This is a genomic window from Fictibacillus fluitans, assembly GCF_030418125.1.
Classification (GTDB): Bacteria; Bacillota; Bacilli; order Bacillales; family Fictibacillaceae; genus Fictibacillus_C; species Fictibacillus_C fluitans.
In genome coordinates this window covers 1-13,474 of the sequence record NZ_JAUHTR010000024.1, presented here as the reverse complement: position 1 = coordinate 13,474, position 13,474 = coordinate 1, and the positions used below count along the sequence as shown (strand labels likewise).

The 13,474-nt window shown below is 44.9% G+C and carries 13 protein-coding genes; all 13 read left to right on the top strand.

The window, feature by feature from the left end; all coding sequences use genetic code 11:
- Positions 1-149 precede the first annotated feature (149 nt).
- The 13 genes from polA to mqnC all read left to right on the top strand — a co-directional run bounded on the left by polA (position 150) and on the right by mqnC (position 13,449).
- Positions 150-2,789, top strand: a complete 2,640-nt coding sequence (polA, locus tag QYB97_RS23715) for a DNA polymerase I (RefSeq protein WP_425589840.1) — start codon at positions 150-152, stop codon at positions 2,787-2,789.
- Between the two features lie 60 nt (positions 2,790-2,849).
- Entirely contained in the window at positions 2,850-3,671 is an 822-nt protein-coding gene (gene mutM / locus QYB97_RS23710) for a DNA-formamidopyrimidine glycosylase (protein WP_301168474.1), read from the top strand.
- Positions 3,672-3,730: 59 nt separating this feature from the next.
- Positions 3,731-4,363 (top strand): sporulation membrane protein YtaF, encoded by a 633-nt coding sequence (gene ytaF / locus QYB97_RS23705; protein WP_301168473.1) that lies wholly within the window; start codon positions 3,731-3,733, stop codon positions 4,361-4,363.
- Between the two features lie 17 nt (positions 4,364-4,380).
- Positions 4,381-4,974 (top strand): dephospho-CoA kinase, encoded by a 594-nt coding sequence (coaE, locus tag QYB97_RS23700; protein WP_301168472.1) that lies wholly within the window; start codon positions 4,381-4,383, stop codon positions 4,972-4,974.
- Positions 4,975-5,106: 132 nt separating this feature from the next.
- On the top strand, positions 5,107-6,144 hold the full coding sequence (locus QYB97_RS23695) for a glyceraldehyde-3-phosphate dehydrogenase (RefSeq protein ID WP_301168471.1): 1,038 nt from the start codon (positions 5,107-5,109) through the stop codon (positions 6,142-6,144).
- 306 nt (positions 6,145-6,450) lie between these two features.
- Entirely contained in the window at positions 6,451-6,834 is a 384-nt protein-coding gene (gene speD, locus QYB97_RS23690; protein ID WP_301168470.1) for an adenosylmethionine decarboxylase, read from the top strand.
- 86 nt (positions 6,835-6,920) lie between these two features.
- Positions 6,921-7,316: a cytosolic protein gene (locus tag QYB97_RS23685; protein WP_301168469.1), complete on the top strand. Its 396-nt coding sequence runs from the start codon at positions 6,921-6,923 to the stop codon at positions 7,314-7,316.
- A gap of 75 nt (positions 7,317-7,391) precedes the next feature.
- A complete protein-coding gene (gene nrdR, locus QYB97_RS23680; protein ID WP_090234903.1) occupies positions 7,392-7,853 on the top strand; it encodes a transcriptional regulator NrdR in 462 nt (153 codons plus the stop codon).
- A 95-nt stretch (positions 7,854-7,948) separates the two neighbouring features.
- Complete coding sequence (locus QYB97_RS23675; RefSeq protein ID WP_301168468.1) at positions 7,949-9,319, top strand: replication initiation and membrane attachment family protein; 1,371 nt, start codon at positions 7,949-7,951, stop codon at positions 9,317-9,319.
- Positions 9,320-9,333: 14 nt separating this feature from the next.
- On the top strand, positions 9,334-10,272 hold the full coding sequence (dnaI, locus tag QYB97_RS23670; RefSeq protein WP_301168467.1) for a primosomal protein DnaI: 939 nt from the start codon (positions 9,334-9,336) through the stop codon (positions 10,270-10,272).
- A 114-nt stretch (positions 10,273-10,386) separates the two neighbouring features.
- Entirely contained in the window at positions 10,387-11,238 is an 852-nt protein-coding gene (locus QYB97_RS23665) for a GRP family sugar transporter (RefSeq protein ID WP_301168466.1), read from the top strand.
- Positions 11,239-11,253: 15 nt separating this feature from the next.
- On the top strand, positions 11,254-12,042 hold the full coding sequence (locus QYB97_RS23660) for a glucose-1-dehydrogenase (RefSeq protein WP_301168465.1): 789 nt from the start codon (positions 11,254-11,256) through the stop codon (positions 12,040-12,042).
- A gap of 300 nt (positions 12,043-12,342) precedes the next feature.
- Positions 12,343-13,449, top strand: coding sequence for a cyclic dehypoxanthinyl futalosine synthase (gene mqnC, locus QYB97_RS23655; protein ID WP_301168464.1), 1,107 nt, complete (start codon positions 12,343-12,345; stop codon positions 13,447-13,449).
- Positions 13,450-13,474 lie beyond the last annotated feature (25 nt).

Genomic DNA, 13,474 nt, shown 5'->3' with positions numbered 1-13,474 from the left:
TTCAGTACCCCCTTTAAGAGAATCCGATTCCGGGTTCTCTCTTTTTTTGTTTGCGCGCACCAGGCAGCTTTACGGGTCGCTCCGTTATTTTGTTTTCATTGAAACGGATGGTACAATATAAACAGAAAAACCGATCAGGGGGTATCATTTTGGCAAATAAATTAGTATTGATTGACGGAAACAGTATCGCCTACCGGGCGTTCTTTGCACTTCCTCTGCTCAATAACGACAAAGGCGTTTACACGAATGCCGTTTATGGATTTACCACAATGCTTCTTCGCATTTTGGAAGATGAAAAACCAAGTCATGTGCTTGTGGCTTTTGACGCAGGCAAAACTACGTTCAGGCATAAAACATTTGAAGAGTATAAAGGAGGCCGTCAAAAGACGCCTTCCGAGCTTTCTGAGCAATTCCCGTTGATCCGGCAGCTTTTGGACGGTTTTGGAATCAAGCGGTACGAGCTTGAAAGCTATGAAGCAGATGATATCATTGGCACCCTTTCCAAACAGGCCGCAGAAGGTGATTGGGTTGTGAATGTCTATACAGGAGATAAGGATTTACTCCAGCTTGTAACAGAAAATGTAAAGGTTACGCTAACGAGAAAAGGCATATCTGAAGTTGAAGCTTACGATCTCAAGCAGGTAGAAGAGAGATATGGCCTAACACCACATCAGATTATCGATATGAAAGGCCTCATGGGCGACCCGTCCGACAACATTCCGGGTGTTCCGGGAGTCGGGGAGAAAACAGCCATCAAACTGATCAAACAATTCGGTTCACTGGAACAAACACTGGATTCCATTGACCAGGTGTCTGGAGCCAAGCTTAAAGAGAAGCTGAGCGAAAACAAGGAGCAGGCATTGATGAGCAAGGAATTGGCGACCATCACGCATGAAGCTCCCATTGAAGTTTCTCTGGAGGATTCCGTATACAAAGGGTATGAGCCAGAGCAGCTCCTTCCGCTGTTCAAGGACCTCGGATTTAACTCCCTTCTTGAACGGATTGGGGGAGACACCGGGCAGGAGATGGTGAGTGAAGAAGAAAAAGAGACGATCGAATTTGAAGAAGCGAAGGCGCTGAATGATAAAATTCTATCGTCTCCGGCGGCCTTGATCGTTGAAACGACACCTGAAACCTATCACCGGGCGCCGGTAAACGGCCTGGCGATCGTGAATGAAAACGGAAAGTTTTACATTCCGGGAGACCTTGCGCTTTCTTCTCCCGAATTCAAGAAATGGGCGGAGGATGAAAGTAAAGAAAAATATGTATTCGATGCGAAAAGAGCATACGTCGCATTGGACTGGAACGATATTTCACTTCAGGGAGTAAAGTTTGACCTGATGATCGCGTCTTATTTGCTCAACCCGTCAGATTCAGGTGATGATGTGGCCGTGATCGCCAAGCGCTATGGCATCCATGACACCGATGGAGAAGAAGCGGTATATGGAAAGGGGGCCAAACGAAAGGTACCCGAAATAAGCGTACTCTCCGAGCATATGGTCCGCAAAGCAAACAGTATTTATGTACTGCAGGAAAAGCTCACGAATGAATTGAAGAAGAATGAACAATATGAGCTGTTCGCTGATCTTGAGCTTCCATTGTCGCTCGTTCTTGGTGAGATGGAAACGACAGGTGTTAAGGTGGATGTAGGAAGATTGCAGGCCATGGGGCGGGAGCTGACAGAGCAGCTGAATGCACTGGAAGCCGAAATTCATGAACTTGCCGGTGTGGCTTTTAATATTAATTCTCCAAAGCAGCTTGGTGAAATTTTATTTGAAAAACTTAATCTGCCTCCCATCAAAAAAACAAAGACCGGCTACAGCACCTCTGTGGATGTGCTGGAGAAGCTCGAAGGCAAGCATGAAATCATCCGGAAAATCCTTGTTTACCGGCAGCTCGGCAAGCTGAGCTCGACCTATATTGAAGGTCTCCTGAAAGTGGTGGATCAACAGACGGACAAGATTCATACCCGGTTTAATCAGGCCTTGACCCAGACCGGACGCTTAAGCTCAACAGAGCCCAATTTGCAGAATATACCGATCCGGCTTGAAGCAGGAAGGAAGATCAGACAAGCTTTCGTTCCGTCCACACCAGGGTGGAAAATCCTTTCGGCCGACTATTCTCAGATTGAACTCCGGGTCCTTGCCCACATCTCTCAGGATGATAACCTGATGGAAGCCTTTAAAAAGGAAATGGATGTTCATACGAAGACGGCCATGGATGTATTCCATGTTGAGATGGAGGATGTAACCTCCCAAATGAGAAGGCACGCAAAAGCCGTAAACTTCGGAATTGTTTACGGAATCAGTGATTACGGATTGTCTCAAAGCTTGAATATCACGAGAAAAGAAGCCGGAGAATTTATTGAACAATATTTAAAAACGTTTCCGGGTGTGAAGGAATATATGGAATCCATTGTCCGCCAGGCCAAACAGGATGGCTACGTATCCACGCTGATGAACAGGCGCCGGTATCTTCCTGAAATTACAAGCCGAAACTTCAATCTCAGAAGTTTTGCGGAGCGCACGGCTATGAATACACCGATTCAGGGGACTGCAGCTGATATTATCAAGAAAGCCATGGTGGAAATGGAACGGGTATTAAAAGAAGAAAAGCTCGAAGCCCTGATGCTGCTTCAGGTGCACGATGAATTGATCTTCGAAGTACCTGAACATGAAATTGAGAAGCTTTCACAGCTTGTTCCACAAGTTATGGAATCGGCACTGGGCCTTGATGTTCCATTAAAAGTGGATTTAAATCACGGAGATACATGGTACGACGCAAAATAAAAGAAAGCAAAACGGAAAACAGCCGCGGGGCTGTTTTCCGTTTGGTTAGAGGTGAAACAAATGCCAGAACTTCCAGAGGTTGAAAATGTAAAGAATACACTGAACCGGCTTGTTGGGGGAAAAACCATTAAAGAGGTTAGTGTACTTTGGAGCAATATCATAAAACATCCCGAGCTGGATGAGTTCAAGCTCCGGCTGCAGGGACAGACGATTCAGAATGTGGAGCGCAGAGGGAAATTCCTGAAAATTTTCCTTGATCATGATGTTCTGGTGTCCCATTTGCGGATGGAGGGGAAATATGGGGTTAATCAGCTGGATGATCCGCTGGATAAACATACCCATGTTCTTTTCTCATTTACGGATGGCACACAGCTTCGTTACCGGGATGTAAGGAAATTTGGAACCATGCATCTTTATCCCGTAGGAAAAGAGGAACAAGAGCAGCCGTTATCAAAGCTCGGGTATGAACCTTTTTCGGCGGAGCTGACTTCTTCGGTCATGAAAAAAATGTTTTCCAAAACAAGCAGGAGTATCAAAGCTGTGCTATTGGACCAGTCCCTGATTACCGGGCTTGGCAATATTTACGTGGATGAGATTTTGTTTGCTGCCGGTATTCATCCGGAAAAGAAAGCAAATGAAGTGTCTCTTCCACGATTAAAGAAGCTTCACGAAAATATGGTATCCATCCTGAAGAACTCAGTTGAAAAAGGCGGCAGCACGATCCGTTCCTATACCAATTCAGAAGGCAAAGCGGGAAACTTTCAGCTTGAATTGTTTGTGTACGGAAAAAAGGGTGAGCCCTGCAAAACGTGCGGCTCAGAAATCAACCGGTCGGTCGTGGCCGGGCGAGGGACCCATTTTTGCCGCAAGTGCCAGAAATAACAGTTGCCAGGCTCCTTTCATATACTGCAATACGTGGTATGAAAGGAGCTTTCAGAGTCATGGTATCCTTTTCGATGCTCTTGCTGGCGTTTGCTGTCAGCCTTGACAGCTTTGGTACGGGTTTAACCTACGGAATGAAGGAAATTAAAATACCAGTCAAATCAGTACTGATCATTTCCTGTTGTTCCGCCATTACTTTTTTTGCGGCCATGGGGTTCGGCCATTTCCTGGAACGCTTTTTGTCCCCTCAGGCGGGTCAAATGGCAGGTGGCTTGATATTGCTGGGCCTCGGTTCGTATTTTTTGTTTCAAGTTGCCAAGCCTGACAAAAAGGCTGAAGCTGTACCCGAAGAGAAGACTATTGTAAAATTAGAAATAAAATCACTCGGAATTATGATACAGATCTTAAAAAAGCCGGCGATTGCGGATCTGGATAAATCGGGATCCATCAATGGCTGGGAGGCGGTGCTTCTCGGTGTTGCCCTTTCACTGGATGCATTTGGTGCAGGCATCGGGGCGGCCATGGTCGATATGCCGCCTGTCATGACGGCGTTCACGGTGGCAGCGATGAGTTCCATTTTCGTACTGGCCGGCATTAAACTTGGGTTTGCGGTCTCCAGAGTGACCTGGATGAAAAAATTAACGTTTCTTCCGGGAATACTGTTGATTATTATTGGCTTGCTGAAATTGTAATGAAGGGATGTTAACGGATGATTATCGGCCTGACCGGCGGAATTGCCAGTGGAAAAAGCACAGTTTCCAATCTTTTGCGGAGCCATGGACTGCCAGTTGTTGATGCAGATATTATTGCGCGTCAGGTTGTGGAACAGGGCCATCCGGCCTATGAAAAAATTGTGGAGCAGTTTGGAGAAGATATTCTGGATGAAGCCCGGAACATCGACAGAAAAAAACTGGGAAGCATTGTTTTTACAAACGAGGAAAAGCGAATGGTGCTGAACGGGATTGTTCACCCGGCCGTACGCATGGGGATGAAAAATGAGGCGGCAGCGCATTTAAAGGATGGACATCCGCATGTTGTTCTGGATATTCCATTGTTATTTGAAAGCGAATTGACACACATGGTAGACCGGACCCTACTTGTTTTTGTAGATGAAGAAATCCAATTACGACGGCTAATGGACAGAGACGGCTTTACAGAAGCAGAAGCAAAAAGCAGAATCGCGGCGCAAATGCCGCTAAAGGATAAAGTGCAGCTTGCCGATGCAGTGATTATGAATACTGGTTCCCTGGAAGAATTAAAAGACAAAGTGGAGACCCAGCTTCGCGAATGGAACATGATTTAACCCTCTGATTAGGCAGAGGGTTATTTTTTAGCCCGTTTTTACAAAATAGTGTTCTTTTTTAGTTCAATTATGCTATACTAATCATAGCAAAAGAGAGAAAAGAGTATAACACATATTTGGAGGGAGCATACCATGAAAGCAAAAGTAGCGATTAATGGACTCGGGCGAATCGGAAGAATGGTTTTTCGAAAAATGATGGAAAAAAATAATGAATTTGATGTAATGGCGATCAATGCCAGTTATCCTCCTGAAACGCTGGCACATATGATAAAGTATGACTCCATCCATGGAACTTATAAAGGTGAAGTCGCTGCCCATGAAGGATACTTAATGGTGGACGGGCAAAAGATTCTGCTTCTTAATTCACGTGATCCAAGAGAGCTCCCTTGGAAAGGGCTGGGTATTGATATTGTGATCGAAGCAACGGGGAAATTTAAATGCCAGGAAACCGCTGGCTATCATTTGCAGGCGGGCGCAAAGAAAGTGATTATTACCGCCCCGGGAAAAGATGAGGATGTAACCATTGTTATGGGCGTGAATGAGAGCGATTACAACCCGGATACACACCATATTATTTCCAACGCATCTTGCACGACCAATTGCCTTGCACCGGTGGTAAAGGTGCTGGATGACCAGTTTGGCATTGAATCAGGAATGATGACAACGGTACATGCCTATACAAATGACCAAAAGAATATAGATAATCCACATAAAGACCTTCGCCGTGCGCGTGCATGCGGGCAGTCCATTATCCCTACATCCACAGGGGCGGCCAAAGCGATTGCCAAAGTGCTGCCTCATCTTACGGGCAAGCTCAACGGTATGGCGCTGCGTGTGCCTACTCCGAATGTGTCACTGGTGGATTTTGTGGCCGACCTTAAAACAGATGTGACGGAAGAGAGAATCAATGAGGTTCTGAAGTCAGCTGCAAACGGACCTTTGAAGGGCATCCTTGGCTATAGTGATGAGCCACTGGTTTCCATTGATTACAACGGAAATGAAAATTCATCCATTATTGACGGACTCTCTACCATGGTAATAGAGAACAGAAAAGTGAAAGTGCTGGCATGGTATGATAATGAATGGGGTTATTCCTGCCGTGTTGTCGATCTGGCTGGTTTGGTTGCCGCAGGTCTTAAACAAAAAGAAAATATTAAAATTCCTTCCTGATCAGAGGAAGGCATCTGACAGCACCGAATTATTCGGTGCTGTTCTTTTTTGTGTCTCCGTACGATATTTCGCTAAGTCGTGCGAATACTTTCCATATATAATATTCACAGAAAAAATTGAATCAGGTTATTGCAAATAAAAATTAAAACAAGTATACTATGATTCGTGAACTTCAAATAAAGCAAACCAAGGCGTTGGATTCTACTTAAAGGGTTAGGACCTCTTAGGACTAACTTTCCCCCGTGGTAGATGTTCAATACCGCATGCTTGAAGGCATGAAAATTTTTTAAGGGGGACTATGCTATTATGGATACAATGGGAAGACACGTAATTGCCGAATTATGGGGATGTAACAGTGAGAAGCTGAATGACATGAGATTTATTGAAGAAACGTTTGTTGACGCTGCTTTGAGAGCAGGCGCAGAGGTTCGTGAGGTGGCTTTTCATAAATTTGCACCGCACGGAGTTAGCGGAGTTGTCATTATCTCAGAATCTCATCTGACCATCCACAGTTTTCCAGAGCATGGTTATGCAAGCATTGACGTATACACTTGTGGGGATCGAATTGATCCGAATGTGGCTGCTGATTATATTTCACAGGCATTGGAAGCAAACAGCCGTGAAAATTTAGAGGTTCCGCGTGGAATGGGTCCTGTCATAGTTAAAAATAAAGTTGCCGCTAATCAATAATAAAAGTCAAATAAAAAAGAGGTGTGTAATTTGCACCTCTTTTTTTACATGTTATTCTATAAATAACAACCCTGAGGAGGAAGACCATGCTACGACGTTTGCAAAACATTTTGAAAAATAATTCAGAAACTTCCGAAAAACATTATGACCCCTTGCTCAGAACGCCTTATTTTAAGGCCAACCGCAATAATGTCATGGATGCTGTGGAAGAATTAGTCCGTCAAAAACAGAATTACAAGCTGCTCGGCTCGTCCAAGGAAAGAGGCGAATTGTCCTTTCAAGTCCTCTCACCCCGAAAAGCGTTTGTTGTTGTAACCGCCACCAGTCTCAGGCCCTACCGTACCGCTATCGATTTCAATGTTTCCACGGAGTCTGCCCTTCCTGTTGACTTTGGTTACAGTAAAAAAGTGATTGCCAATGTAACGGAAGAACTAAAAGGAAAGCTTGAATATATCGGAACATCATTAATGGAAAACAATTAATTCTTGTCACCCGCCCTCCTTTTGTCTAAGATAGAATTATAGTAGAGGAACATTAATTTTTGGAGTTGATCTGCATTGCGTTGTCCGTCCTGTCAATATAACGGTACAAAAGTGCTTGATTCCCGACCCGTTCATTCAGGAAGATCGATTCGCCGTCGACGTGAATGCGAATCATGCAACTATCGATTTACCACATTTGAAACCGTTGAAGAAATACCGCTCATTGTTGTAAAAAAAGATGGTACAAGGGAAGAATTCAGCCGGGAAAAGATTCTCCGCGGACTCATTAAGGCCTGTGAAAAGCGCCCTGTTCCCTTGGAAGTTCTTGAAAATATCGTGGATAATATAGAAAAAGATCTCCGTAACCAGGGGACATCTGAGATTAACAGCCAGGAAGTCGGCGAAAAAGTCATGGATTACCTTGCAGACACGGACGAAGTAGCGTATGTCCGATTTGCTTCGGTTTACCGGCAATTCAAGGACATTAATGTATTTATTCAGGAACTGAAGGATCTGATAAAAAAAGACGAGCACTGACCTGCGTAAGACAGAACCGGTTTTACGCTTTTTTTTATCGAAAGGGCTCTATATCCTCTGCAACAACAGAAATTTTTTTTTGAAAGGTGAGAACCATGAGTGTACACTGGAAAGAAATTGTCCCGGTGGATACATATGAGGTTCAATTTAGCGGCTATCTTCATGATGTAGACCGCAAAGTATTGACCATGCTGTACCAGCCGTTAATAGGGGCTTTTGCCTATAGTTTATATATGACATTCTGGTGTGATGCAGAGATGGAGGCTGAAAACCCCCAAACTCATCAGCGCCTGATGAATGTTACCCAGTTTTCATTAAAAGATATTATCGCAGCACGCAAGAAGCTCGAAGCCATTGGTTTATTGAAAACCTATAAAAAAGAAGAAAATGAATCAAAGCTTTTTCTGTATGAATTGCAGACTCCGCTTTCTCCGGCTGCTTTTTTCAATGATGGAGTGCTTAATATTTATTTGTACAACCGGCTGGGGAAATCCAAGTATTGCGAGATGAGGGATCATTTTGTGAGGGAAGAAGCGGAAGCGGATGATTTTGAAGAGGTTACCGCATCGTTCAGCGATATTTTCGCCTCCCTGCATCCTTCGGAGATGACCACCGGAACGTATTCGGAAATTCAGGAAGGCGCCAACGGAAGGCTGACGGATCGTATGCCGGGCAGGACGCTGGACATTTCAGCAGAGGAATTTGATTTTGACTTGCTCGTTTCAAGCATTTCCAGCTTTATTTTGCCCAAAGAGGTGATTACGCCTGCCATCCGGGAAGCAATTGTGAAGCTCGCTTATGTGTATCAAATGGAACCACTTGAAATGAGCCGGCAGATTCAGAGCGCCTACCATATTCATGGAGAGCTGACCGAAGAAAATCTTCGAAAAGAAGTTCAGAAATGGTACCGGATTGAAAACAATAACCAGCTTCCGCAAATGGCTCTCCGGACCCAGCCGCACGGTTTGAAAACCATGAGTGCCGAACCTGTGACTGAAGAAGAGAAAATGATAAAATACTTTGAAGAGGTGTCTCCTTTTCAGCTGCTCGAGCATCAGTCAGGAACAAGGCCGGCCGAAGCCGACCTGAATATTGTCAGCTACCTGATCCTTGAGCAAAAATTGACCCCGGGCGTCGTAAACGTATTGATCGATTATGTATTAAAAACGAACGACCTAAAGCTTACCCGGTCATTTGTCGAAAAAATCGCCAGCCACTGGGCGAGAAAAAAAGTAAAAACGGTGCCCGAAGCGATGGCACTCGCCCGTTCCGAGCAAAAGAAATACAAAGACTGGCAGGAACGGAAAAATACATCCTTTCAGCGAAATACATCGCAAAGAAAGGCGCCAAGACTGCCGGATTGGCTTAAGGAAGAAAACGCGCCTGCAGAGAAGTCCAGTCCAAACATCAATGAAGAAGAAGAGCAAAATCAGCAATGGCTGGAAAACTTGCTTAAAGAAATTTAAAGGGGGGATCAACATTGGAATCCATTACTGACGCTGTAAAAAAGATGGAAGGGTACGACCAGCTTAGAAGGCAGCTTGACCGTATTAAGCAGCAGATACTCCAAGATCCGTATGTCGCTTCTTTTATGGAAGCGAACCCTGGCATCAACGAAGTCAACCTGGAAAAAGGGCTCACCAAGCTGTATGAGTACTCCAAGGAAAGGCATAACTGCGACAATTGCCCGGGTCTTGAACGATGCCCGAATTTGATGCAGGGCTACCAGCCTGTGCTCACTGCGGATAAAGATCAGATAGAAATCTTTTATGAGAAATGCTTCTTGAAAAAGCAGGATGAGAAGCAAAAATCGATGACCGCTCTAATTAAAAGCTATTTTATTCCAAGGGATATTCTCCAGGCTTCTTTCGACCGGCTGCACAGTATTGATCAGGACCGGAAAGAGGCGATTGGATCCGCTGCTGAGTTTGTAAAAAAGGTGGCAGCTGGCGAGGAATGCAAAGGACTTTATTTTTACGGGAAATTCGGCGTTGGAAAGACCTATCTTCTCGGAGCGATTGCGAACAGGCTGGCAGAGCGCCAGATCTCTTCGCTGCTAGTCCATACTCCCGAATTTCTACGGGAAATGAAAAACAGTCTCTCCGATGGGTCATTCAATGAAAAAATGGAGCTGCTGAAAACTGTTCCTGTCTTGATGCTGGATGATATCGGAGCGGAGAATATGACCAATTGGGTCAGAGATGAAATTATCGGTGTCATTCTGCAATACCGCATGATGGAACGGCTGCCGACCTTATATACCTCCAATTATGATTTTTCCTTGCTGGAAGAGCACTTTTCCTACTCCCAAAAGGGAGGCCTCGAGGAGGCAAAGGGGAAACGAATTATGGAACGGATCCGCCACCTTACTGTTCCGGTTTTTATCGGCGGAGACAAAAACTTCAGGTCGTTACAATAAAGAAACGAAAACCTTTGCCATTCATTGGCAAAGGTTTTTTGTTTGAACTGATGATTCTGGGGGAAGATGCTAATACTATCATCTATAGAATCAGCAGAAAGAAAGGAAATGAATATGGGAATACTTTTAGCAGTAGTTACTGCCGTGTGCTGGGGAAGCATTGTGCTGGTCAGCCAAAAACTGGGGGGAGACTCTTACAGCCAGACCCTTGGCATGACCCTTGGCGCTCTGGTTTTTTCCGTCATCACGTTTTTTATTGTCTCACCCGATATCAATACATTTGTTTTAACGATTGGCGTAATATCCGGTGCCCTGTGGGTCGTGGGCCAGCGGTTCCAATTTGCGAGTGTTGATCATCTTGGTGTGTCCAAGGCTGTTCCTCTTTCTACCGGGATGCAGCTGTTTGGAACCACCTTGTTTGGGGTGCTCGTTTTTCATGAGTGGAAAACAAAAACTGAAATTATTATTGGAATCATTGCGATCGTTGTGATCATCTTGGGGGCTGTTTTCACGTCCATTAAAGATAAAAGCAATGAAAACGGCGGGGGAAGCACCAAAAAGGGCTTGCTTATTCTCCTGCTTTCAACAGCGGGCTATGTTGGCTATGTGGTAATTGTAAATTGGTTTAAAATCGGTGGCTGGGAAGCCATTCTCCCCCAGGCAGTAGGTATGTTTGTCGGTGGTTTACTTCTCACGTTCACAGGGAAACCGTTTAATAAATTTGCATTAAGAAACATAGTAACAGGGCTGATTTGGAGCGCAGGAAACATTACACTGCTGCTTTCCTTGCCCAAAATCGGTGTGGCGACGAGCTTTTCATTATCCCAGACGGGGATTATCATATCCACGCTTGGCGGGATTTTCATCTTGAAGGAAAAGAAGTCAAAACGCCAGGTCATATTTGTTATTGCGGGTTGTTTACTCATTATTGCGGGCGGCGTTATGCTCGGATTTACAAAATCTTAAGGAGCGGATGAAGTTATGTTTACAGATTTAGAAGGAAAAGTTGTTGTAATTACAGGTTCAACTACTGGCATTGGAAAAGCATGCGCCGAAAGGTTTGCTAAAGAAAAAGCGAAAGTAGTCATCAATTACCGAAGTGACAAAGGAAATGAATTGGAAGAGCTTCTGCAGGAATTAAGAGACCTTGGCGGAGAAGCGATTGGGATTCAGGCAGACGTATCAAAAGAGGAAGATGTTAAGCGGATGGTTCAGGAAACTGTGAAGACATTCGGCACACTGGATGTTTTTATCAATAATGCGGGGATTGAAAATGAAGTTCCTTCACATGAACTTTCACTTGATGACTGGAATAAAGTCATTTCCACCAATCTTACGGGACAGTTTATCGGCTGCCGTGAAGCCATTGATTACTTCCTGAAGCATAACATTGAGGGCAATATCATTAACATGTCAAGTGTTCATGAAATCATTCCATGGCCGCATTTTGTCCATTATGCAGCAAGTAAGGGCGGCGTAAAGTTAATGACTCAAACCCTTGCCATGGAATATGCGCCAAAGAAAATCAGGGTAAATGCCATTGGGCCAGGTGCCATTAACACACCGATCAATGCTGAAAAATTCGCGGATCCGGGGAAAAAGGCAGACGTGGAAAAACTGATACCAATGGGTTATATCGGTGAACCTGAAGAAATCGCCTCTGTAGCTGTCTGGCTCGCTTCAAAAGAATCCAAATATGTGACAGGCCATACACTTGTAGCTGACGGCGGCATGACGCTGTATCCTTCCTTCCAGGCAGGAAGAGGATAATCATAAAAAAATCGGGGCTATCCTGAAAGTCAAAAATTGACCTTCAGGTGGCCTCTTTTTTATCGTAAAAAGCTTCCATGAAAAGTTGATTATAGTGGAAGGAGCGAGACTCCTGTGGGCTCACCGCACGCCCCATGGAAAGCGAGCGACCTGGAACGGAAATCTACGGCTGCCAGACTTCTTGGGCCGCCCGTGTTTTGTGAAGGTAGGCTGCCTGTTTGTTTGCTTCACAAATTTCATGAAACTATGATAGGATTATAGAATGCTACATAAGATGTTCCGTAACTGGAGGTAATATAAATGAGCATTGATGCGATTTTGCAAAAAGCACTGGATGGCAAACGCTTGACCGTCGAAGATGCGGTTGCTCTGTATGAAAGTGATGAAGTGGAAAAGATGGGGGAAGCGGCCGACGTAATTATGAAGCGTTGGCACCCGGAACCGATTACAACCTTTGTAATCGGGAGAAACGTCAACTATACAAACTTTTGTGATACATACTGCCGTTTCTGCGCGTTTTACCGCCCGCCCGGAAGCAAAGAAGGCTATGTATTGGATGATGAGGTGATCTTCCAAAAGATTCAGGAAACACTGGATGTTGGCGGGACTGAAATCCTGATGCAGGGTGGAACCAATCCGAACCTTCCGTTCTCTTATTATACTGACCTGCTTCGCAATATTAAGAAGCGCTTCGATATTACAATGCACTCTTTTTCACCGGCAGAAATCTGGAAAATGGTTGAGGTTTCCGGGCTGACTCTTGAGGAAGTGCTGACCGAGCTGAAAGCAGCAGGACTTGATTCACTTCCTGGGGGAGGAGCAGAGATACTGGACGACCGGACGAGAAAAAAAATCAGCCGGTTGAAAGGATCATGGAAAGATTGGATGGAGTGCATGAAAACGGCGAAGAAAGTCGGGCTTCATTCCACTGCTACGATGGTGATTGGCTTTGGTGAAACCTTTGAAGAACGGGCCATGCATCTGCAGCGGGTACGCGACGCACAGGATGAAACCAACTGCTTCCTTGCCTTCATCTCCTGGACGTTCCAGCCGGATAATACCAACTTAAAAGGGGAAAAAACTTCACCAAGAGAGTATTTGAAAAACGTGGCAATCTCCCGCCTGTTCCTTGATAACATTTCCAACTTCCAGTCTTCCTGGGTAACAATGGGGCCTGAAGTGGGCAAAAAGTCCCTTCATTACGGCTGCAACGATTTCGGAAGCACCATGATGGAGGAAAATGTGGTTTCAGCAGCAGGAACCACTCATAAAGTAAATACGAACCTGACCCTGCGTCTGATCCGTGAAGCCGGTAAAATTCCGGCCCAGCGCAATACGAAGTATGAAACCTTGCGCGTTTTTGACGGTGAAGAAACCGCAGAAAAAGATTTCGTGATGCAAAACTAATGAACCAAAAGCCCGGCCTTTTAAC